Raw genomic sequence first — 22,045 nt, 5'->3', positions numbered from 1 at the left:
GCAGGGTGAAAATTGCCATTTTGTCCCGGGATGGAACGCTCTATTCATGCAAACGCCTGCGCGAAGCGGCGGCCAAACGCGGGCATCAGATTGAAATCCTCGATCCGATGTCCTGCTATATGAACATCGATCCTGCGGCATCGTCGATCCACTACAAAGGCCGCAGGCTGCCGCATTTCGATGCGGTGATCCCGCGCATTGGCTCGCAGATCACTTACTACGGCACCGCCGCGCTGCGGCAGTTTGAAATGCTCGGCAGCTATCCTCTCAACGAATCCGTTGCTATCTCCCGCGCCCGCGACAAGCTGCGCTCGCTACAGTTGCTGGCCCGTCAGGGAATCGACCTGCCGGTGACCGGCATTGCGCACTCCCCGGACGACACCAGCGATCTGATTGACATGGTCGGCGGCGCGCCGCTGGTGATCAAGCTGGTGGAAGGCACCCAGGGCATCGGCGTGGTGCTGGCCGAAACGCGTCAGGCGGCAGAGAGCGTTATTGACGCCTTTCGCGGCCTCAACGCCCATATTCTGGTGCAGGAGTACATCGAAGAGGCCAAAGGGCGGGATATTCGCTGCTTCGTGGTCGGTGACGAAGTGGTGGCCGCCATTGAGCGCCAGGCGAAAGAGGGCGATTTCCGCTCGAACCTGCACCGCGGCGGCGTGGCGCGAATCGCGGACATCAGCGATCGCGAGCGCGACATCGCGGTAAAAGCGGCGCAGACCCTGGGGCTGGACGTGGCGGGGGTCGATCTTCTGCGCGCCACGCGCGGCCCGCTGGTCATGGAGGTTAACGCCTCACCGGGTCTGGAAGGGGTGGAGAAAACCACGGGCGTCGATATCGCGGGTAAAATGATCGCCTGGATCGAGCGGCACGCGACGCCGGGATTTTGCCTTAAAACGGGCGGTTAAATGGATTACAGCGCACTTTTTGCGTAATCTAGGCGAAGTTTATTTTAAGAGGCTGCACTGCTATGGAATTACAGGTCGTTCCCACTCTGGATACGTTACGTCAATGGCTCGATGATGCCGGTATCACCTATTTCGAGTGCGATTCTTGTCAGGCTCTGCACCTGCCGCACATGCAAAATTTCGACGGCGTGTTCGATGCGAAAATCGATCTGATCAACGACGTTATTCTTTTTTCGGCCCTCGCTGAAGTTAAACCTTCTGCGCTGCTGGCGCTGGCGTCCGATCTGTCTGCGATCAACGCGAGTTCTTTGACCGTGAAAGCATTTCTGGACATACAGGACGATAATCTGCCGAAGCTGGTGGTTTGCCAGTCTTTATTCTCCGGTGCCGGGGTGTCGTTTAAACAGTTCTCCTGGTTTATGCGCCTGAGCGAAGAGCAGATCTCCATGGTGATGCTGGAAGCCAGCGCACACCATCTGCTGTATGGCAACGAAGAAGAGTCAGAGAATAATGATGCATCTCCCAATTTTCTCCACTAGCGCTGTTTGACTTTTGCGCAGTCGCTGCCAGAGCGGCTGCATAACGCCATTTTTTCTGCTGCATTTAACCTTTCATTAAAGATTTATTCACCTCCCTCAAGGCCATTTCGGCTTATCACATAGACATAATGTGCATAAAAAATTGATAAAAGGCGTTTTTTCGTCTGGGCTATAGCCTGATCCACAGGCTACAGTTATTCTTGCGATGCTTTAAAAAGCGAGCGATTACTGCCGGAAAATTTCTTTTCAATCCTTTCGGTCAGAGCGACAAAATATGCATGATTCTTGCATATCTCCAGATTGCACAGTTTTAGTTCGTTTGTTAACGAGCTTTCAGAAGGAATAAAGATATGATCGCCTTGAATAAAAAGTGGTTATCGGGTCTGGTTGCGGGTGCTCTGATGGCTGTCTCTGCCGGCACGCTCGCTGCGGAACAAAAAACGCTGCACGTTTATAACTGGTCTGACTATATTGCGCCGGACACGGTGGCAAATTTCGAAAAAGAGACCGGCATTAAAGTTGTCTATGACGTGTTCGATTCCAACGAAGTGCTCGAAGGCAAGTTAATGGCCGGCAGCACCGGGTTTGACCTCGTCGTCCCTTCCGCCAGCTTCCTTGAGCGTCAGCTGACCGCTGGCGTCTTCCAGCCGCTTGATAAAAGCAAACTATCGAACTGGAAAAACCTCGATCCGGAGGTGCTGAAGCTGGTCGCTAAACACGACCCGGAGAACAAATACGCGATGCCTTACCTGTGGGCGACCACCGGTATCGGCTATAACGTCGACAAGGTGAAGGCCGTGCTGGGCAAAGACGTTAAGCTGGACAGCTGGGACGTGGTGCTCAAGCCGGAAAACCTCGAAAAGCTGAAAAGCTGCGGCGTCTCTTTCCTCGATGCACCGGAAGAGATTTTCGCGACCGTGCTTAACTACCTGGGCAAAGATCCTAACAGCAGCAAGGCCGATGACTACACCGGCCCGGCCACCGATCTGCTGCTGAAGCTGCGTCCGAATATTCGCTACTTCCACTCCTCCCAGTACATCAACGATCTGGCGAACGGCGACATCTGCGTCGCGATCGGCTGGGCCGGCGATGTCTGGCAGGCGGCCAACCGCGCGAAAGAGGCGAAAAACGGCGTGAACGTGTCTTACTTCATTCCGAAAGAGGGCGCCCTGGCGTTCTTCGACGTCTTCGCCATGCCTGCGGATGCGAAAAACAAAGAAGAAGCCTATCAGTTCCTCAACTACCTGATGCGTCCGGACGTCATCGCACACATCAGCGACCACGTTTACTACGCGAACGGTAACAAGGCCTCCGTGCCGCTGGTCAGCGAAGAGATCCGTAACAACCCGGCGATTTACCCACCGGCGGACGTCTTCGCCAAGCTCTTCACCCTGAAAGTTCAGGATCCGAAGATTGACCGCGTGCGTACCCGCGCGTGGACCAAGGTAAAAAGCGGCAAATAACGGCGTTTGGTATTGTTGCCCGGTAGCCTAAAAGCCTGCCGGGCATGCAAAACCCGTAGGCCGGGCAAGCGTTCGCGCCGCCCGGCGATGCGCACCCTGACGGTGCGTTTGCACCAGTTTTGATCTCTACCGGAGAACACCCCGTGAATGACGCTACCCCCCGCCCGCAGGCGAAAGTCCGTAAAGCGCTGACCCCGCTGCTTGAGATCCGCAACCTCACCAAATCCTTCGACGGCCAGCATGCCGTGGACGACGTCAGCCTGACGATTTACAAAGGTGAAATTTTTGCGCTGCTTGGCGCATCCGGCTGCGGAAAGTCGACCCTGCTGCGTATGCTGGCCGGATTTGAACAGCCCAGCGCCGGGCAGATTGTGCTGGACGGCGTGGATCTCTCCAGCGTGCCGCCCTATCAGCGTCCGATAAACATGATGTTCCAGTCTTACGCCCTGTTTCCGCACATGACCGTGGAGCAGAACATCGCATTCGGCCTCAAGCAGGACAAGCTGCCCAAGGCGGAAATCACCGCCCGCGTGGCCGAAATGCTGAGCCTGGTGCATATGCAGGAGTTCGCCAAACGCAAGCCGCACCAGCTCTCCGGCGGCCAGCGTCAGCGCGTGGCGCTGGCGCGCAGCCTGGCGAAGCGCCCGAAGCTGCTGCTGCTCGACGAGCCAATGGGCGCGCTGGACAAAAAGCTGCGCGACCGCATGCAGCTTGAGGTGGTGGATATCCTTGAGCGCGTGGGCGTGACCTGCGTGATGGTGACCCACGACCAGGAAGAGGCGATGACCATGGCCGGGCGCATCGCGATCATGAATCGCGGTAAGTTCGTGCAGATCGGCGAGCCGGAAGAGATTTACGAGCACCCGACGACTCGCTACAGCGCGGAGTTCATCGGCTCGGTCAACGTGTTCGAAGGGCTGCTGAAGGATCGTCAGGAAGACGGGCTGGTGATTGAATCGCCGGGGCTGGTGCATCCGCTGAAGGTGGATGCCGATGCCTCTGTGGTGGACAACGTGCCCGTCTACGTGGCGCTGCGCCCGGAAAAAATCATGCTCTGCGAGGATCCGCCTGCGGATGGCTACAACTTTGCCGTCGGCGAGGTGGTGCATATTGCCTATCTGGGCGACCTCTCCATCTACCACGTTCGCCTCAAGAGCGGGCAGATGATCAGCGCCCAGCTGCAAAACGAACATCGCTACCGTAAGGGGCTGCCGACCTGGGGCGACGAAGTGCGCCTGTGCTGGGACGCGGACAGCTGCGTCGTGCTGACGGTATAAGGAGCGGCTATGAGTACACTTGAACCACCGGCCCGCGTGCAAAAACCGGGCGGCGCTGCAAACTGGCTGACGCAGATGAAGATGGCCCACGGGCGCAAGCTGGTGATTGCCATGCCGTATATCTGGCTGATCCTGCTGTTCCTGCTGCCGTTCCTGATCGTGTTCAAAATCAGTCTGGCGGAGATGGCGCGGGCGATCCCGCCTTACACCGACCTGTGGGAGTGGGCCGACGGGCAGTTTACCCTGACCCTGAATCTCGGCAACTTCCTGCAGCTCACCGACGATCCGCTCTACTTCGACGCCTATCTGCAGTCGCTGCAGGTGGCGGCGATCTCGACGATCTGCTGTCTGCTGCTTGGCTATCCGCTCGCCTGGGCGGTGGCGCACAGCAAGCCCTCGACGCGCAATATTTTGCTGCTGCTGGTGATCCTGCCGTCGTGGACGTCGTTCCTGATCCGCGTCTACGCGTGGATGGGGATCCTGAAAAACAACGGCGTGCTGAATAACTTTCTGATGTGGCTTGGGGTTATCGACCAGCCGCTGACGATCCTGCACACCAATCTGGCGGTTTATATCGGGATTGTGTACGCCTATTTGCCGTTTATGGTGCTGCCAATCTACACGGCGCTGACGCGCATCGACTATTCGCTGGTCGAAGCGTCGCTGGATCTGGGCGCGCGGCCGCTCAAAACCTTCTTTAGCGTGATCGTACCGCTGACCAAAGGCGGCATTATTGCAGGTTCGATGCTGGTGTTTATTCCGGCGGTGGGGGAGTTTGTGATCCCGGAACTGCTCGGCGGCCCGGACAGCATCATGATTGGCCGCGTGCTGTGGCAGGAGTTCTTCAATAACCGCGACTGGCCGGTGGCCTCTGCGGTGGCGATCGTGATGTTGCTGCTGCTGATCGTGCCGATCATGTGGTTCCACAAGCATCAGCAAAAACAGATGGGAGACCACGGATGAACAACTTACCGGTAGTGCGCTCCCCGTGGCGAATTCTGATCCTGGTGATTGGCTTTACCTTCCTGTATGCGCCGATGCTGATGCTGGTGATCTACTCGTTCAACAGCTCGAAGCTGGTGACGGTGTGGGCGGGCTGGTCAACGCGCTGGTACGGGGAGCTGTTCCGCGACGACGCGATGATGAGCGCGGTGGGGCTGAGCCTGACCATCGCGGCGCTGGCGGCCACCATGGCCAGCGTTCTGGGCACGATTGCCGCGCTGGTGATGGTGCGTTTCGGACGCTTTCGCGGCTCGACCGGCTTTGCGTTTATGATCACCGCGCCGCTGGTCATGCCTGACGTGATCACCGGCCTGTCGCTGCTGCTGCTGTTCGTTGCCCTGGCGCACGCCATCGGCTGGCCGGCGGATCGCGGGATGCTCACCATCTGGCTGGCGCACGTAACGTTCTGTACCGCCTACGTTGCGGTGGTGATCTCCTCGCGCCTGCGCGAACTGGATCGCTCCATCGAAGAGGCGGCGATGGATCTCGGCGCAACTCCGCTGAAGGTGTTCTTCATTATCACGCTGCCGATAATCATGCCCGCGGTGATTTCCGGCTGGCTGCTGGCGTTCACCCTCTCCCTTGACGATCTGGTTATCGCCAGCTTCGTTTCGGGTCCGGGGGCGACGACGCTGCCGATGCTGGTCTTCTCCAGCGTGCGCATGGGGGTGAACCCGGAAATCAACGCCCTGGCGTCCCTTATCCTCGGCGTTGTCGGCATTGTCGGTTTTATCGCCTGGTATCTGATGGCGCGTGCTGAAAAACAGCGCGTGCGTGATATCCAGCGTGCAAGACGCGGCTGAAGCATTTAAAATTTCCAGTGAAGTGCCGCGCGTGTCGCGGCACTGTTTTTCAGGGAAGTAAAACATTGGGATTCTTTAGAAAATCACGTCAAACGCACGCCCGTCTGAACGTACCTGCGCTGGTGCAGGTGGCGGCGCTCGCCATTATTATGATCCGCTGCCTCGACCTGCTGATGATCCTGAACACCCTCGGCGCGCGCGGGATCGGTGAATTCATTCACCGCAGCGTGCAGACCTGGAATCTGACGACGGTCTTCCTCGGCAGCCTGATGCTGGTGTTTATCGAGATTTACTGCGCGTTTTCGCTGGTCAAAGGCCGCAACTGGGCGCGCTGGATCTATATGCTGACGCAAATCATCGCGGCCAGCTATCTGTGGGCGGCCTCGCTGGGCTACGGGTATCCGGAGCTGTTCAGCATTGCCGGAGGCTCGAAGCGGGAAATTTTCCAGTCGCTGGTGATGCAAAAACTGCCGGATATGCTGGTGCTCTGCCTGCTGTTTATCCCGGCGTCCAGTCGGCGGTTCTTCCGCCTGCAATAATGTGTATACACGTCATCCTCCAAGCCGTCTCTGCGTTGGCCGCGTCTGTTCACCCCAGTCACTTGCTTGAGTAAGCTCCTGGGGATTCTCAGACTTGCCGCCTTGATACAACTTGCATGATTTTGTGTATATAATCGCAGCCCTCGTGATTCTTAAGGTTTTAATATGCAGTGCGCACTCTATGACGCGGGTCGCTGCCGCTCCTGTCAGTGGATAGAACAGCCGATCGCCGAACAACTCGCCGCCAAAATGACCGACCTGCAGCAGCTGCTGGCTGACCGTGCGGTAGGCGAGTGGTGCGCACCCGTCAGCGGGCCGGAGCAGGGCTTTCGCAATAAAGCCAAAATGGTGGTCAGCGGCAGCGTCGAAAAACCGCTGCTGGGCATGCTGCACCGCGACGGTACGCCGGAAGATTTAACCGCCTGTCCGCTCTATCCCGCCTCTTTTGAACCGGTCTTCGCCGCCCTTAAGCCCTTTATTGCCCGCGCGGGCTTAACGCCCTATAGCGTGGCGCGTAAACGCGGCGAGCTGAAATACCTTCTGCTTACCGAAAGCCAGCGCGACGGCGGCATGATGCTGCGTTTTGTGCTGCGTTCCGAGGCCAAGCTGGAGCAGCTGCGCGCGGCGCTGCCGTGGCTGCAGGCGCAGCTTCCGCAGCTTAAGGCGATCTCCGCAAACATTCAGCCGGTGCATATGGCCATCATGGAAGGGGAGAAAGAGATTTTCTTCACCGAACAGCACGCGCTGGCCGAAACCTTCAACGGCGTGCCGCTGTGGATCCGCCCGCAGAGCTTTTTCCAGACCAACCCGACGGTGGCGAGCGCGCTGTATGCCACCGCACGCGACTGGGTGCGGGCGCTGAATATTCAGCATATGTGGGATCTCTTCTGCGGCGTCGGCGGGTTTGGCCTGCACTGCGCCACGCCGGAAATGCAGCTGACGGGTATCGAAATTTCGCCCGAAGCTATTGCCTGCGCGAAGCAGTCCGCCGCCGAGCTGGGTCTGACGAACCTGCGCTTCCAGGCGCTGGACTCCACCCGGTTCGCCACCGCGCAGGGGGACGTGCCGGAGCTGGTGCTGGTCAATCCGCCGCGTCGCGGCATTGGCAAAGCGCTGTGCGACTACCTGAGCGAAATGGCGCCGGACACCATCATCTACTCCAGCTGTAACGCGCAGACCATGGCAAAAGACATCGCAAACTTGCCGGGCTACCGCATTGAACGCGTTCAGCTTTTCGATATGTTCCCGCATACCGCGCATTATGAAGTGCTGACGCTATTAGTGAAAACGCGCTAATCCTTAACATTGCCCGGTAAGGCGAAGCCGCAATGTTCAACAAAATGTGAACTCTTCGTCCCCACAAAATCAGGTAAGCTTAAGCCATAAGAACCCAATAAAGGCTTACCCATGAAGCAGATCCTGCTGGTGGAGGACGATCGCGACATCGCGGCGCTCCTGCGCCTCAACCTGGAAGACGAAGGCTACGCCATCACCCACGAGGACGACGGCGGCAATGCGCTGCGTCTGCTGGAGCAACATACCTGGGACGCGGTGATCCTTGATTTAATGCTGCCCGGCGTCGACGGGCTGGAGATTTGCCGCCGCATTCGCCAGATGACCCGCTATTTGCCAATCATTATTATCAGCGCCCGCAGCAGCGAAACCGACCGCATAACCGGCCTGGAAACCGGGGCCGACGATTACCTCGCTAAGCCGTTCTCCGTGCAGGAGCTGATTGCCCGCATCAAGGCGCTGTTCCGCCGCCAGCAGGCGATGGGGCAGGCGCAGACCGACGGGCATATTCAGGCGCACGGCCTGACCATCGATCCGCTGGCGCGCAGCGTGCTGCTTCACGGTCAGGTGGTGGATCTCACCCCGCGCGAATTCGAGCTGCTGTACTTTTTTGCCCGTCATCCGGGAGAGGTGTTTTCGCGCCTGGCGCTGCTGGAGCAGGTCTGGGGCTATCAGCACGAAGGCTACGAACACACGGTCAACACCCATATCAACCGCCTGCGCATCAAGATTGAAAAAGATGCCGCCGAGCCGGAAATCATTCGCACCGTCTGGGGAAAAGGCTACAAATTTGCGGAGCTGCCATGATGCGACGTTTTAGTCTCAGCCAGCGCCTGACGCTGCTGTTTATCCTGCTGATGATGCTCTGCGCCACCGTCGCCTGCGCGGTTCAGCTTTACAGCAGCACCCAGTACGGAAACGCGATGGTGCAGCGGCTGTCCGGCGGGCTGGCGCAGCAGATCGTGCAGCGGGAACCGATTCTGGACGCGCAGGGGAGGGTTGACCGCAGCGCGCTGAAACCGCTGTTCGGTCGGCTGATGACCTTTAATCCGAGCGTCGAGCTGTACGTGGTGTCGCCCGACGGCGAGATCCTGGCCGATGCCGCACCGCCGGGCCACGTTCAGCGCCAGACCATCGACCTTGCTCCGGTGCAGAGCTTCCTCAGCGGCGCCTCCATGCCGGTGTTTGGCGACGATCCGCGCAGCCAGAACAAGAAAGTGTTTAGCGCCACGCCGCTGCGGCAGGACGGCGAGCTTAAAGGCTATCTGTACATCATCCTGCAGGGCGAGGAGTCGAACGCGCTGGCGGAGATGGCATGGCATAAGGCGCTGTGGAGCACGGTGCTGTGGTCATTGCTGTGGGTGGCGCTGTTTGGCCTGCTGGCAGGACTGCTGGTCTGGTACTGGGTGACGCGTCCGGTGAAGCGCCTGACCGCCGAGGTTGCCGGGCTGGAGCAGGACAGCATCAGCGCCATCCGGGTGCTGGCGGCGCAGCCGCCGGTTCCGGCGGCGAAGGATGAGGTGGCGCTGCTGCGCAACGGCTTTATCGAGCTGGCGCGCAAAATTACCTCCCAGTGGGACGAGCTTGCCGACAGCGACCGCCAGCGCCGGGAGTTTATCGCCAATATTTCTCACGATCTGCGCACGCCGCTGACCTCGCTGCTCGGCTATCTGGAAACCCTGTCACTCAAGTCCGCCACCCTGACGGCGCAGGAGCACCAGCAGTATCTCGCCACCGCGCTGCGTCAGGGGCAGAAGGTGCGCCACCTTTCCCAGCAGCTGTTCGAGCTGGCGCGTCTGGAACACGGTGGCATCAAGCCCCAGCGCGAGCGCTTTGCGATGGGGGAGCTGATCTCCGACGTGGCGCAGAAGTTCGAGCTGACCGCGCGCACCCGGGAGCTGAGCCTGCATATTGACGTGCCGGGGCCGCTGCCGCTGGTCAACGCCGACGTGTCGATGATTGAGCGCGTGGTGACCAACCTGCTGGATAACGCGATGCGCCATACGCCCGTCGGCGGTGAGATCCGTCTGGCGGTGTGGCAAGAGAACGAACGGCTTCAGGTCGAGGTGGCCGACAGCGGTACGGGCATCGATGCGGCGCTGCGCGACGATCTGTTCCAGCGGCCCTCGGCCCTGAACACTCAGGCCTCGCGAGAGAATCGCGGCGGGTTAGGTCTGCTGATTGTGAAACGGATGCTGGAGCTGCACGGCGGCGGGATCAGGCTAATGGATTCGGTTGGCGGGGCGCGGTTCAGGTTCTTTGTGCCATTGTGAGAGAGTGCCGGGTGGCGCTGCGCTTACCCGGCCTACAACTCCCCCCGTAGGCCGGGTAAGGCGAAGCCGTCACCCGGCAAAAAACATTACTGCGGGAACCACTGGTCGCTAATTTTCTGGTACGTACCGTCGGCTTTAATCGCTTTCAGCGCACCGTTCAGTTTTTCCAGCAGCGCCTTGTTATCCGGACGTACCGCAATGCCGAGGCCGGTGCCGAAGTACTGCGGATCGGTCACTTTCTCGGTCGCGGTGCCGAGCTGCGGGTTGGTTTTCAGCCATTCGTTGACCACCGCGGTGTCGCCGAAGACGCCATCGATACGGCCATTCTTCAGGTCGATAATCGCATTCTGGTAGCTGTCGTAAGCCACGGTTTTCACTTCAGGATGTTTGTCCTGCAGGTATTTCTGGTGCGTGGTGCCGTTTTCCATCCCGATGCGTTTGCCTTTCAGCTCGTCAAAGGAGGTGTAGGCGCCTTTCTTCGCGATCACCACCGCCGAGTTGGCGTAGTACGGGTCGGTGAAGGAGACCTGCTTGCTACGCTCCGGCGTGATGTCCATTCCGGAGATCACCGCGTCGTATTTTTTGAATTTTAAAGACGGGATCAGGCTGTCGAACGCGTGGTTGGTAAAGGTGCAGTCGGCCTGCATTTGTTTGCACAGGGCTTTCGCGAGGTCGATATCAAAACCTACGATCTGGTTGCTGGCATCCAGGGATTCAAAGGGTGGATAGGTAGCAGATACGCCGAAATTGATTTTATCCGCAGCGGATGCGCCAGCGGCAAACGTTGCCAGTAATGCGGCCAGAATAACCTTTTTCATTTTAATACTCCCGTCTGTAGGTCTTGAACGTTGCTACAATGCCAGTGATTGAATTTATATGCAATAAAAATGATTAAATATTATTTCAGGCATAAAAAAAGCGGGTAAACCAGAAGGTTACCCGCTATGGATTTTTGCATTTATGCAGTTTTAGCGTTAGTTTCTGCGCTCAAACGCCAGCGCTTTACGCTCGATCAGGCGCATCATCAGGGTCAGCAGACCGTTAACCACCAGATACACCACGCCCGCCGCGCCGAACACCATCACATCGTAGGTGCGTCCATACAGCAGCTGCCCGTGGCCCATCACTTCCATCAGCGTGATGGTGTAAGCCAGCGAGGTACTCTTGAACACCAGCACCACTTCGTTGGAGTAGGAGGAGAGGGCGCGCTTAAACGCGTACGGCAGCAGGATCGCCAGCGTGTCTTTCTTGCTCATCCCCAGCGCACCGCACGACTGCCACTGCCCTTCCGGGATGGCGCGGATAGCGCCGTAGAACAGCTGGGTGGTATAGGCGGCGCTGTTCAGCGAGAGCGCAATCAGGGCGCACAGCCACGGCTCAGAGAGCAGATGCCAGATAACCGGATACTCTTGCAGCGTCGGGAACTGGCCCGGGCCGTAGTAGATCAGGAAGATCTGCACCAGCAGCGGCGTACCGGTGAACAGCGTGATATAGCCGCGCACGATCCACACCAGCACCGGCGTTTTCAGCGTCAGGATGATGGTAAAAATCAGCGCCAGGATCAGCGCCACGACGATGGACGCCACGGTCAGCGTCAGGCTGGTGTGCAGCCCTTTCATCAGCTCGGGTAAGTAGTCCAGCATCAGCCTGGTCTCCGTTCAAAACGCGTTGCGCGCAGGTCAATACGCTTGAGGATGTACTGACTCAGCAACGTGATTACCAGGTAGATAGCCGCCGCCACGATGTACCAGGTAAACGGCTCCTGGGTGCGGGTGGCGATACTTTTGGTTTGCAGCATTAAATCGTTCACGCTGATAAGGCTCACCAGCGCGGTATCTTTCAGCAGCACCAGCCACTGGTTGCCCAGCCCCGGCAGCGCGTGACGCCACATCTGCGGCATCACCAGGCGGAAAAAGATGGCCGCTTTCGACAGCCCCAGCGCCTGGCCGGATTCCCACTGCCCCTGCGGTACGGCTTTCAGCGCACCGCGCAGGGTTTGCGACGCGTATGCGGAATAGAGCAGGGAGAGGGCGATCACGCCGCACAGGAACGGACTGACGTCAAAATTTTCAATCTGCATCTGAACCGGGATCTGCACCACGCCCAGATTAAGGGTGAAGCCGTCGGACAGCATCAGCAGCAGCTGTGAAGAGCCGAAATAGATAAACAGGACCACCAGAATTTCCGGTAGCCCGCGCAGCACGGTAACCAGCGCCGAGCCAGCCCATGCGACGGGGTGCCATTTGGCTGACTCCCACACCGCAAAGAACATCGCCAGCACGAGGCCGATAATCAGCGCACAAACGGCAAGGCCGACGGTCATCCCGGCGGCGCTTGCTAAAGGAAGAATTTCATTCATCAGGAATTACTTCTGGAACCATTTTTTGTAGATGGTTTCGTAGGTGCCGTCTTTCTTCACTTTTTCCAGAGCAGCGTTGAATTTCTGCTGCAGCTCAGTGTTGCCCTGACGAACCGCGATACCCAGGCCGGTGCCGAAGTAGTCTTTATCGGTCACTTTGTCGCCTACCGCTGCCAGCTTGTCGTTGGCCTTCAGCCACTCGGTCACCACGGCGGTGTCACCAAACACGCCGTCGATACGGCCGTTTTGCAGATCCAGCTTGGCGTTCTGGTAGCTGTCGTAAGGGACGGTAGTGATTTCCGGATGTTTATCCATGATGAATTTCTGGTGCGTGGTACCGTTCTGTACGCCCACTTTCTTGCCTTTCAGCTGGTCGGCAGAGGTGAATTTGCCTTTCTGACCGATGAACAGCGCGGAGTTATCGTAGTAAGGGGTGGTGAACAGAACCTGCTTTTCACGCTCCGGGGTGATGTCCATACCGGCCATCACCGCGTCAATACGGCGGAACTTCAGGCTTGGGATCAGGCTGTCAAAGGCCTGGTTGCTGAAGGTACAGGTCGCGTCGATCTCTTTACACAGGGCGTTCGCCAGATCCACGTCAAAGCCGACAATCTTGTTGTTGGCGTCGATGGATTCAAACGGAGGGTAAGAGGCTTCCGTTGCGAAACGAATGGTCTGGGCTGCGGTAGCGGAAAGGCTGACGCTGGCAAACAGTGCGGCGATCAATACTTTTTTCATTATCATTTCCCCTGGCAAATCAGTGAGACAAGTAGTTTTTGAAGGCGTCGGTTTGCGGTTGGGTAAAGCAGCTCGCATCACCTTGCTCGACGATGTATCCATTTTCCATGTACACCACGCGGCTGGCGGTTTTACGCGCCACTTCCACTTCGTGGGTCACGATAACCTGCGTGATGTTGGTTTCAGCCAGCTCACGGATGATGCTCACGATCTGGGCGGTGATTTCCGGATCCAGCGCGGCGGTCGGTTCGTCAAACAGCAGAACGGCCGGCTCCATCATCAGGGCGCGGGCAATGGCCACGCGCTGCTGCTGGCCGCCGGAAAGGTGCAGCGGATAGCGGTCGCTGTATGGCTTAAGGCGCAGACGCTCAAGCAGCTTTTCGGCACGCGCCATCGCCTGATCCTTGCTTAAGCCCAGCACGCGGCAGGGGGCTTCAATCAGGTTTTGCAGCACGGTCAGGTGCGGCCAGAGATTGTATTGCTGGAAAACCATGCCCACGTTCTGACGCAGCTCGCGAATGGCTTTATCAGAAGGCGTTTTTGCGAAATCAAAGTGGTTACCGGCGATGGCCAGCGTGCCCGAACGGGGCATTTCAAGCAGATTAAGCACACGCAGAAGGGAGCTTTTGCCTGCGCCGCTAGGGCCGAGCAAAACCAGCGTTTCGCCCTCAGGGCAGTCCAGCGTGATGTCGAACAGCGCCTGGTGTGCGCCGTAGAAGCAGTTAATGCCGTTTAGTTTAATACTCATCGGGGCAGTCTTTACTCATCCAGGCAATCTATAGCAATTGAGGCCGCAGATAGTACCGTTGACAGAATAGTTATGCAATATTTCTGCGTTAAAAGTTAAATATAACCCGTATTCTTATCTAAACATAGCACAAAATAGCGAAGGCCAATGGCGGCGAGTATAAATGTCGGCATTCCGCATGAAATGCCGGACATTTTACGGGGTTAACATTTATCTGACTGATGAATTAACGGTTCTCAATCGACTGACGGAGGGTGCCCGCCGGGGCGTGAACGCTGCCGCCAACGTAGCGTACATCGTCAATGGCCCAGCACTGTCCTTCGCGGATCATCAGCACTTCATCCTGCCAGGTTTGCGTGCCCTGGGTCAGCTTCACGCGCAGTGGAATGTTCCGCGCATCGGTGTTGGGGATGGTGGATGCGCTGGTCACCTCGGCGCTGTCGGGGAGCGTCGTGCGGCTTGAGAACGGATCGGATTTAAGCAGCGCGTTATGCTGCGGGTCGCGTGAGGCATCGTTAAGCAGTTTTGCCAGGCTATCGCTCAGATACGGACGCAGCGCGGTGACGTCGTTGCTGCGGTGCTGAATGCGATAATCATAGAACTGCTGGGCCACGGTGTCCGGGCCGCCATCAATACAGGGGCCGCTGCGGGTACCGATATCCTTAAAGGCTGGCGTGACCGTGGTGGTGCAGGCGCTGAGCACCAGCGCGCATGGCACTAAAAGCGTTAAAGCAGAGTAGCGCATGTTGATTTCCTTATTTATTAACTATCCTTTCAATCATAGCGTAACGAACCGATAATGCAGTCCCTAAGGCATTGAACGCTAAAGAAGGAGAGAACCATGCAGTTTTCAACAACGCCAACCCTGGAAGGGCAGCCTATTGCCGAGTACTGCGGCGTCGTCACCGGCGAAGCCATTCTCGGTGCCAACATCTTCCGCGACTTCTTCGCCGGGATCCGCGACATCGTCGGCGGGCGCTCCGGTGCGTACGAAAAAGAGCTGCGTAAAGCGCGGGAAATCGCCTTCAAAGAGCTGGGCGAGCAGGCGAAGGCGCTGGGCGCCGATGCCGTGGTCGGAATTGACATCGATTACGAAACCGTGGGGAAAGACGCCAGTATGCTGATGGTCAGCGTGAGCGGGACGGCGGTGAAGATCCGTCGATGAAGCGTTCGTTATCCACACTCCTGCTGGCGCTGCTGCTGGCAGGCTGCGCCACGGAAAAGGGCATTGTTGATAAAGGCGCGTATGAGCTGGATACGCGCCACCAGGCGCAGGCGGCCTACCCGCGTATAAAGGTGCTGGTGATTCACTACACCGCCGGGGATTTCGACAGTTCCCTCGCCACGCTCACGGACAAGAACGTTAGCTCGCACTACCTTATTCCCGCCATTCCCCCTGCGCCTGACGGCAAACCGCGTATCTGGCAGCTGGTGCCGGAACACGAGCTCGCCTGGCACGCGGGGATAAGCTTCTGGCGCGGCACGAACCGCATCAACGACACCTCTATCGGCATTGAGCTGGAAAACCCCGGCTGGCAGAAAAACGGTGAGGTGAAGTTCTTCGTGCCGTTTGCCCCGACGCAGATTGCCGCCCTGGTTCCTCTCGCCAAAGACATTATTGCCCGCTACAACATCCGGCCTGAAAACGTGGTTGCCCATTCGGATATTGCGCCCCAGCGCAAAGACGATCCCGGCCCGCTATTTCCGTGGCGCGAGCTGGCGCAGCAGGGCATCGGTGCCTGGCCCGATCCTGCGCGCGTGAGGTTTTATATGAACGGCCGCCCGCCCTATGAGCAGGTGGACACCGCCGCGCTGCTCGATCTGCTCGCGCGCTACGGCTATGAGATCCCCGACGCTGCGACAGAGCAGCAGCAGAAGAGAGTTATTACAGCCTTTCAGATGCATTTTCGTCCAACATTATGGAACGGTGTTGCTGATATAGAAACACTGGCCATTGCCGAAGCATTACTGGAGAAATACGGGCAGGGATAAGACTTTTCCTGCACTTCTTTTCAGGCTTTTATCAGATTTATGTGAGATTAATCTTAGGTTCAATCTCAATTCACTTTTAGTTAATTGACTTAAAATTACCCGCGATTAGTATAGACACATAGCTTGCTAACCAATCTAGCAAATAAATATTACTACTGAGATTCATTTCCAGTATTAATCATTAAAAAAATTTAAACACATTGTCGTTATATATTATTTCGGCACGGTTTCTCTATATTAAAAATTAAACATCTTAAGCGGGTATATAATCATGTTAAGCATTTACGGTAAAAAACTGCGTCCTCATAGCGAAATGGAAGCGATTATTTCTGCGACCGACGGTTATGAAGAAAAAACCTTAAAAAAATGGCAAAAAATCACCACCTCTGAGTCAGATTACATTCACGTCATCGTCAGCGGGGAAGTGGAATTCCGCCGTGCATCTGACGAGCTGTGCATGTTTACGCTGCAGGGCCAGTGCATTTTTGGCTTATCCGCCATTTTCTATAATTCCTCCCACATGTACGGCCTGGTGCGTTCTACCACGGTGGTTCGCGCCATCAAAAAAGAGGAATTTTGCCGTCTGATGACCGAAAAAAACCTGTGGCCGCAGCTTACCAAAGTGCTCTCCTGGTACATTTGCATGTTGAGCAAACGTGACGATGTGCTGGTGGCTCGCAGCGCTTATTCCGTAGTGCGTGAATTTTTATTAGAAATTAACGAACTGATTGTTAATCACCAGCGCGATATTAACGTTTACGATTATATTCAGGAATACACCAACCTGGCTCGCAGCACCATTATTAAAATCCTCTCCGACCTGAAAAAAGGGCAGTATATCGTCGTGGAAAAGGGTCGACTCCTGAACATCACCACGCTGCCAGAAAAATATTAACTATTCCAGCCGGTCTCCCTTCTCACTGAAGGGAGACTTTTTTATGTCCTGATGGTCAGTTTTCACTCCAGCGCTACCCTGCGTTTCGTCAACCGGCGGCGCGGGGGTTTTGCCTTGCGCAAAATCCTTCTGCTGTTCCTCTAATGCCTGCTCAAAAATCGCTTTTAGCGACGCATCGTCAGCGGTGTCCGGACTGCCGGACGCCGCCTCGTGCGCCTGGGTTCCCGGTAGGGTATCGCGCGAGGTGTCATGAGGCACATCCTGCTGAATATCGCCGTTGGGAGCCTGCTGCCAGTCGGCATCGTCGCCGCTGATGGGCAGATCCTGCATCGCCGGAACGTTTTCATGCACGGGCGCCGGCATCGGGGCCGGTTTTGGCTGCGGATGCGGGAACGGTTTGCTGACGTAAACGTAATGCATATCTGAAAGCTGCGTTTCCGGCGTGGCGACGCTCACCTTGACCTGCGGCGGTGGCGCAGGGTGGCGCATCGTCCAGTAAACGTGGGCGTAGACGCCGACGGCCAGCATGGCGCAGAGCATTGCCATCCATAAAAGGAAGATGCCGAAGATTTTTTGCAGGCTGGGGAGGCGGTAAGAAAACCAGACCGCTTCCCCCGTCGCGTAGCTGCGCTGAGCCGCGAGGCATATCGTGGACATTATGAATTTTTCTCCTGCGTTTTCGCGCCGGACGCGGCGTGTGATGCCTGAATCAGCACGCTCGGTGTGGTGTTGGTTTCACGCATCAGCTGCATCAGGGTATCTTCCCCCGGAATGCCGTCTACGTGCAGATCCATTTTTTGCTGGAACTCGCGGGTGCGTTTCATCATCTCCGCCGTCCAGGTCTGGGCGTGCGTTTCCGGCTGGGAAAGCGCCTGGCTCAGCTGCCCATCGAGCCAGGTTAAATCTTTGCTGCTGCTCGCGGCGCTGATTTCGTCTTTGCCGTCCGGCGTCAGGCGGTGCAGCTGCGTGTAGTTGCCGGTGGCGTGCCGGGTAAACCAGCTGCGGCTCACCTGCCAGGTGCGGTTGTTCAGCAGCAGATCCATCGAATCGGTTCCGACGCGGGCGACCACGGCGTAGTTAAGATGATCGCCGGTTTTCAGCTCGCTTATCCACGGATAACCCTCTTTCGCCAGCGCCTCAACCGGGGCGCTTCCCTGTTTACACATCAGGTTCACTTTCGCGGCGTTCTGGCACAGGGCATCTTCGGCGGACGCATCGTAGCCCCACATCACATACAGCTGATGCATGGCGTCGGGCTGGTTGACCATCTCATCGTCGATGCGCGGCACGACCGGCGCTTTCACTTTTGGCGTCTGGTGATGCCAGCTCACCGGAACCGGCAGCGGAACGGGCAGTTTTGCGTTGATCGCGGAGGTCATATACCAGCCGCAGGCGGCAAACAGCACCGAGGCAAAAAGGCCGACGGCTGCCAGACCTTTGCCGCGCTTTTTCGCCGGCAGGGTTTCACCCGCGGCCAGACGCAAATGACGTGGTCCCACCATCGGCGCACGTTCGGTCCACGCGGCGAGCAGCGCCATATGCGCCAGCTCGTTGAATTTACAGACGTGGCCCTTCGTCAGCGCGTGCATTTTACGCACGCGGGCAGGGGAGACAGGTGACGTGTCGGCGCCGTGTTCGTCGCACTGGGCCTGCACATAGTTCAGGTATTCCCGGCAGGTTAACGTGCGCAGCGCGTGGCGCGTGTGAACGTACTCCTGCAGGCCGGACTGCGCCATCAGCACCGCTTCCTGCTCCGCGTTACCCGTCAGCACGATGGATAATGCGAACTCAAGCTCCTGCGCGCGGGTCAGCAGCAGGGCCAGCACGTCGCGGCAACTCTCTTTCATCGCTTCCACGTGAGAAATCACCAGCACCTTGCGGTTCGCCTTACGGGAGGAGGCGTCCTGCCACTGACGCAGCACAGCGTCAACGGCCTGAATGCGGGAATGGCTCTCTTTGGTGCCGGGGTTGAGCTTATACAGCAGGCTGCTGGCGCTCAGTTTTGGAAACGCGTTAATCGCCAGCACCGCCAGGCTATTGGCTTTTAATGCGTCGCTAAACTGACCGAGCAGCTGCGCGTCGTTGCAAAAGAGTCCTGTAATACCCGCCTGCCGTGTTTTCTCTTTAAGCAGGTTGAACACATCCTGGTGATAAGGCACGAAAAAATCACCCGATGGACGAGTGACCTTTCTGAATGGCGGAATTTTAAAATTAAAATGACTCAGATACATAACGACTTACCGGCTCTACGTGAATAGCGATGGAGCGAAAGTACGGGAAGCCGTGAATATGGTCAATTTGCAATCAGAGTAAAAATAACCTGTTTGTAATCCCTAACATCACGTTTTTTAACGGTCAACCCTTTTCTTCATGAAAGTTAATGGCGAAGCAAGTGGTCGATAATGCGGCAGCTATTTACTATTTGCGTCACATATTGGCGCAGCACAACGCTGCTTATTTTCGCTTTGCTAAAGGCCAGATGAATAATGAGGTTCTCATTTCTTTCCCGGTTGATTACGCCCTTAATCATGTTCGTGATGCTGATTTTTTGTGGACAGCAGGGATATATGATCTTTAAAGATTATAAAAAAGTAACAACCAAGTTGGCGAATGCTGATAAGAAGCCACAAAAAAGCCGCCGTACCGATAATCAATTTGCGTTATTCACCGCCGCAGTACGCCAGGACAACCAGCCAAAAGCGGTGAAAGCCCCGCTGGCCGCGGAAATTGAAGGGATCGTCAGCAGTGACGAGGCCTGGCTGTCGTTTGCCGTGATTAAAACCCCGGGCGGGCAAAAGAGCTACCGGGAAGGTGAGAGTTTAAGTGGCTTTAACGACGCCTTTATTGAAGAAATTAATCAGGACAACGTCGTGATTAATTACGAAGGGGCTGAACAGGTCCTCGCATTAAAAAAACCGGAATATTTCAGGGGCGGCGTAGAAAGCGGCCCGGTAACCAAATCGACAAAAGATGCAGGCGCTGACAGTTTGCATCTGGATGATTATCTGGTGTTAAAACCGCTAATCGAAAAAGGCCACCTCGAGGGCTATAACCTCAACCCGCGGAATGCTTCATCTTTCTATAGCCATTCCGGGCTAAAGAAAGATGATGTGGTGGTGAAAATTAACGCTGTCGATATGACCGAAGCAGCACAGGCGAAAAGTATTATCGCCAGCTGGTCAAAAATGAAAGAAGCGGAGGTTGTCGTAAGACGTCACGCTCACCTGGAAAATATTCGGGTTAATGTTCTTAACAATTAACAAGTGTACAGACATGAAGAAATTTCCCTGGGCGTGCGTAGCGCTGACCGCATTGTCGTTATATTCCAGTTCGCTGCTTGCAGCTAACTTTAGCGCCAGTTTTAAAAACACGGATATCCGCGAATTTATTGATACGGTAGGTCGTAACCTGAATAAAACCATTCTGGTCGATCCGTCCGTACAGGGAACCGTATCCGTAAGAACCTATAACGTCCTGACGGAAGATGAATACTATCAGTTCTTCCTCAGCGTGCTCGACTTGTACGGTTTATCGGTGATTCCGATGGACAACGGCATGGTCAAAGTCGTGCGCTCCAGCGTCGCCCGTACCGCGGGCGCGCCGCTGGCGGACAGCAAAAATCCGGGCAAGGGCGATGAAATCATCACCCGCGTCGTGCGCATGGAAAACGTCCCCGTGCGTGAACTCGCGCCGCTGCTGCGCCAGCTTAACGACGCCACCGGCATCGGTAACGTGGTGCACTTTGAGCCGTCCAACGTGCTGTTATTAACCGGTAAAGCCTCGGTGGTGAACCGCCTGGTGGATCTGGTTGAGCGCGTCGACCACTCCGGCATGCAGCGCCGCGAGATTGTCCCGCTGCGCTATGCCTCCGCCAAAGAGCTTTCGGATATGTTGAACAACCTCAACAACGAAGAGCAGAAAGGGCAAAACGCGCCGCAGCTCGCCACCAAAGTGGTGGCCGACGACGAAACCAACAGCCTGGTGATCAGCGGCACGGAAGATGCCCGCGCGCGTACCCGTTCGCTTATCGGCCAGCTCGATCGCGAGCAGAACAACGAAGGGAACACCCGCGTGTTCTACCTCAAGTACGCCAACGCCACCAAGGTGGTGCCGGTGCTGACCGGGATCGGCGAACAGCTGAAAGACAAAGCGGGCGCGGCGAAAAGCAAAACCACGACCGCCAGTTCCGATCTGAACATTACCGCAGACGAGTCCACCAACTCGCTGGTGATCACCGCGCAGCCTAACGTGATGAACTCGCTGGAGAAGGTCATCGACAAGCTCGATATCCGTCGTCCGCAGGTGCTGGTTGAAGCCATTATCGCCGAAGTACAGGACGGCAACGGCCTGGATCTGGGCGTGCAGTGGACCAGCAAGCACGGCGGCGTGCAGTTCGGCTCAACCGGCCTGCCGATAAGCCAGGTGAAAGCGGGCCTGAACAAGGGCGCCAGCTTTACCGGCATGGCGACCGGCTTCTTCAACGGCGATTTCGGCGCGCTGATGACCGCACTCTCCACCGAGGGGAAAAACGACATTCTTTCCACGCCAAGCGTGGTCACGCTGGACAACAAAGAGGCGTCGTTCAACGTCGGTCAGGACGTTCCGGTGCTGTCCGGCTCCCAGACCACCAGCGGCGACAACGTCTTTAACTCGGTCGAGCGTAAAACCGTTGGTACGAAGCTCAAAATCGTTCCGCAGATCAACGACGGCGACATGATCCACCTGAAGATCGAGCAGGAAGTCTCCAGCGTAGACACCAGCGCGACGGAAGATGCGAGCCTCGGCCCGACCTTCAACACCCGCACCATCAATAACGAAGTGATGGTGCACAGCGGGCAGACCGTGGTGCTCGGCGGCCTGATGGAAAACGTCACCAAACAGTCGGTTTCTAAAGTGCCGTTGCTCGGCGACATTCCGCTGGTGGGCCAGCTGTTCCGCTACACCTCGCAGGATACGTCCAAGCGCAACCTGATGGTGTTTATCCACACCACCGTTCTGCGCGATGACGATAACTACAGCGCGGCGTCGAAGGAGCGCTATGACCAGATGCGCGCGCGTCAGCAGCAGCGTATTGAAGAGAAAAAGCTGGGCATTATTGCCCCCGCTGACAACGCCGTGCTGCCCGCGTTCCCTCAGCAAAGCAGCGCCGCGCCGGTGAACACCCGCGCCAGCGCGGCGACCCGCAATCCGTTTAAAGAGTAAGGCGGAGGCGCAAC

General features: G+C 57.0%; 24 protein-coding genes. 16 read left to right on the top strand and 8 right to left on the bottom strand.

The window, feature by feature from the left end; genetic code table 11:
• The first annotated feature begins 5 nt into the window (after positions 1–5).
• The 10 genes from rimK (at position 6) to AB6V08_RS03750 (ending at position 10,097) form a co-directional block, all read left to right on the top strand.
• Positions 6–908, top strand: coding sequence for a 30S ribosomal protein S6--L-glutamate ligase (gene rimK, locus AB6V08_RS03795; protein ID WP_368541439.1), 903 nt, complete (start codon positions 6–8; stop codon positions 906–908).
• A 62-nt stretch (positions 909–970) separates the two neighbouring features.
• The gene (locus AB6V08_RS03790) at positions 971–1,447 is read left to right on the top strand and encodes a YbjN domain-containing protein (protein WP_368541438.1); all 477 of its coding nucleotides are present in this window, start codon (positions 971–973) and stop codon (positions 1,445–1,447) included.
• A 350-nt stretch (positions 1,448–1,797) separates the two neighbouring features.
• On the top strand, positions 1,798–2,910 hold the full coding sequence (gene potF, locus AB6V08_RS03785; protein ID WP_368541437.1) for a spermidine/putrescine ABC transporter substrate-binding protein PotF: 1,113 nt from the start codon (positions 1,798–1,800) through the stop codon (positions 2,908–2,910).
• Between the two features lie 143 nt (positions 2,911–3,053).
• On the top strand, positions 3,054–4,187 hold the full coding sequence (gene potG / locus AB6V08_RS03780; RefSeq protein WP_368541436.1) for a putrescine ABC transporter ATP-binding subunit PotG: 1,134 nt from the start codon (positions 3,054–3,056) through the stop codon (positions 4,185–4,187).
• Between the two features lie 9 nt (positions 4,188–4,196).
• Entirely contained in the window at positions 4,197–5,150 is a 954-nt protein-coding gene (potH, locus tag AB6V08_RS03775; protein ID WP_368541435.1) for a putrescine ABC transporter permease PotH, read from the top strand.
• Entirely contained in the window at positions 5,147–5,992 is an 846-nt protein-coding gene (gene potI, locus AB6V08_RS03770; RefSeq protein ID WP_368541433.1) for a putrescine ABC transporter permease PotI, read from the top strand. The genes potH and potI overlap by 4 nt, the downstream gene beginning before the upstream one ends.
• A 17-nt stretch (positions 5,993–6,009) precedes the next feature.
• A complete protein-coding gene (locus AB6V08_RS03765) occupies positions 6,010–6,531 on the top strand; it encodes a YbjO family protein (RefSeq protein WP_368541432.1) in 522 nt (173 codons plus the stop codon).
• A gap of 165 nt (positions 6,532–6,696) precedes the next feature.
• The gene (rlmC, locus tag AB6V08_RS03760) at positions 6,697–7,827 is read left to right on the top strand and encodes a 23S rRNA (uracil(747)-C(5))-methyltransferase RlmC (RefSeq protein ID WP_368541431.1); all 1,131 of its coding nucleotides are present in this window, start codon (positions 6,697–6,699) and stop codon (positions 7,825–7,827) included.
• Between the two features lie 111 nt (positions 7,828–7,938).
• Entirely contained in the window at positions 7,939–8,631 is a 693-nt protein-coding gene (locus tag AB6V08_RS03755; RefSeq protein WP_368541430.1) for a response regulator transcription factor, read from the top strand.
• Complete coding sequence (locus AB6V08_RS03750; protein ID WP_368541429.1) at positions 8,628–10,097, top strand: sensor histidine kinase; 1,470 nt, start codon at positions 8,628–8,630, stop codon at positions 10,095–10,097. The genes AB6V08_RS03755 and AB6V08_RS03750 overlap by 4 nt, the downstream gene beginning before the upstream one ends.
• An 86-nt stretch (positions 10,098–10,183) precedes the next feature.
• Here AB6V08_RS03750 and artJ read toward each other — a convergent pair whose 3' ends face one another.
• The 6 genes from artJ to AB6V08_RS03720 all read right to left on the bottom strand — a co-directional run bounded on the left by artJ (position 10,184) and on the right by AB6V08_RS03720 (position 14,687).
• Positions 10,184–10,915 carry an arginine ABC transporter substrate-binding protein ArtJ gene (artJ, locus tag AB6V08_RS03745; RefSeq protein WP_368541428.1) on the bottom strand — a complete coding sequence of 244 codons (732 nt, stop codon included), beginning with the start codon at positions 10,913–10,915 and terminating at the stop codon, positions 10,184–10,186.
• 156 nt (positions 10,916–11,071) lie between these two features.
• Complete coding sequence (artM, locus tag AB6V08_RS03740) at positions 11,072–11,740, bottom strand: arginine ABC transporter permease ArtM (protein WP_368541427.1); 669 nt, start codon at positions 11,738–11,740, stop codon at positions 11,072–11,074.
• On the bottom strand, positions 11,740–12,456 hold the full coding sequence (gene artQ, locus AB6V08_RS03735) for an arginine ABC transporter permease ArtQ (RefSeq protein WP_368541426.1): 717 nt from the start codon (positions 12,454–12,456) through the stop codon (positions 11,740–11,742). The genes artM and artQ overlap by 1 nt, the downstream gene beginning before the upstream one ends.
• 6 nt (positions 12,457–12,462) lie before the next feature.
• Positions 12,463–13,194, bottom strand: coding sequence for an arginine ABC transporter substrate-binding protein ArtI (gene artI, locus AB6V08_RS03730; protein WP_368541425.1), 732 nt, complete (start codon positions 13,192–13,194; stop codon positions 12,463–12,465).
• 19 nt (positions 13,195–13,213) lie between these two features.
• Positions 13,214–13,942, bottom strand: a complete 729-nt coding sequence (gene artP, locus AB6V08_RS03725) for an arginine ABC transporter ATP-binding protein ArtP (protein WP_368541424.1) — start codon at positions 13,940–13,942, stop codon at positions 13,214–13,216.
• 226 nt (positions 13,943–14,168) lie between these two features.
• Entirely contained in the window at positions 14,169–14,687 is a 519-nt protein-coding gene (locus tag AB6V08_RS03720; RefSeq protein ID WP_368541423.1) for a lipoprotein, read from the bottom strand.
• A gap of 96 nt (positions 14,688–14,783) precedes the next feature.
• Here AB6V08_RS03720 and AB6V08_RS03715 point away from each other — a divergent pair, with 96 nt between their 5' ends.
• The 3 genes from AB6V08_RS03715 to AB6V08_RS03705 all read left to right on the top strand — a co-directional run bounded on the left by AB6V08_RS03715 (position 14,784) and on the right by AB6V08_RS03705 (position 16,829).
• A complete protein-coding gene (locus AB6V08_RS03715) occupies positions 14,784–15,107 on the top strand; it encodes a heavy metal-binding domain-containing protein (protein WP_368541422.1) in 324 nt (107 codons plus the stop codon).
• The gene (locus AB6V08_RS03710) at positions 15,104–15,934 is read left to right on the top strand and encodes an N-acetylmuramoyl-L-alanine amidase (protein WP_368541421.1); all 831 of its coding nucleotides are present in this window, start codon (positions 15,104–15,106) and stop codon (positions 15,932–15,934) included. The genes AB6V08_RS03715 and AB6V08_RS03710 overlap by 4 nt, the downstream gene beginning before the upstream one ends.
• A 271-nt stretch (positions 15,935–16,205) precedes the next feature.
• Entirely contained in the window at positions 16,206–16,829 is a 624-nt protein-coding gene (locus AB6V08_RS03705) for a helix-turn-helix domain-containing protein (RefSeq protein WP_368541420.1), read from the top strand.
• Here the strand turns inward: AB6V08_RS03705 and AB6V08_RS03700 are convergent, their stop codons facing one another.
• Both AB6V08_RS03700 and AB6V08_RS03695 read right to left on the bottom strand, forming a co-directional pair.
• The gene (locus tag AB6V08_RS03700) at positions 16,830–17,486 is read right to left on the bottom strand and encodes a hypothetical protein (protein ID WP_368541419.1); all 657 of its coding nucleotides are present in this window, start codon (positions 17,484–17,486) and stop codon (positions 16,830–16,832) included.
• On the bottom strand, positions 17,486–19,060 hold the full coding sequence (locus tag AB6V08_RS03695) for a peptidoglycan-binding protein (protein WP_368541418.1): 1,575 nt from the start codon (positions 19,058–19,060) through the stop codon (positions 17,486–17,488). Before AB6V08_RS03695 ends, AB6V08_RS03700 begins: the two co-directional genes overlap by 1 nt.
• A 149-nt stretch (positions 19,061–19,209) precedes the next feature.
• Between AB6V08_RS03695 and AB6V08_RS03690 the strand changes: the two genes are divergently transcribed.
• The 3 genes from AB6V08_RS03690 to gspD are packed head-to-tail and all read left to right on the top strand — an operon-like array spanning position 19,210 to position 22,031.
• The gene (locus AB6V08_RS03690; protein ID WP_368541417.1) at positions 19,210–19,407 is read left to right on the top strand and encodes a hypothetical protein; all 198 of its coding nucleotides are present in this window, start codon (positions 19,210–19,212) and stop codon (positions 19,405–19,407) included.
• On the top strand, positions 19,358–20,089 hold the full coding sequence (gspC, locus tag AB6V08_RS03685) for a type II secretion system protein GspC (RefSeq protein ID WP_368541416.1): 732 nt from the start codon (positions 19,358–19,360) through the stop codon (positions 20,087–20,089). The genes AB6V08_RS03690 and gspC overlap by 50 nt, the downstream gene beginning before the upstream one ends.
• A gap of 13 nt (positions 20,090–20,102) precedes the next feature.
• On the top strand, positions 20,103–22,031 hold the full coding sequence (gene gspD / locus AB6V08_RS03680) for a type II secretion system secretin GspD (RefSeq protein WP_368541415.1): 1,929 nt from the start codon (positions 20,103–20,105) through the stop codon (positions 22,029–22,031).
• Positions 22,032–22,045 lie beyond the last annotated feature (14 nt).

Source organism: Enterobacter soli, assembly GCF_964208575.1.
Taxonomy (GTDB): domain Bacteria; phylum Pseudomonadota; class Gammaproteobacteria; order Enterobacterales; family Enterobacteriaceae; genus Enterobacter; species Enterobacter soli_A.
The sequence above is the reverse complement of the archived record's forward strand: the minus strand, read 5'-3'. Positions and strand labels throughout refer to the sequence as shown.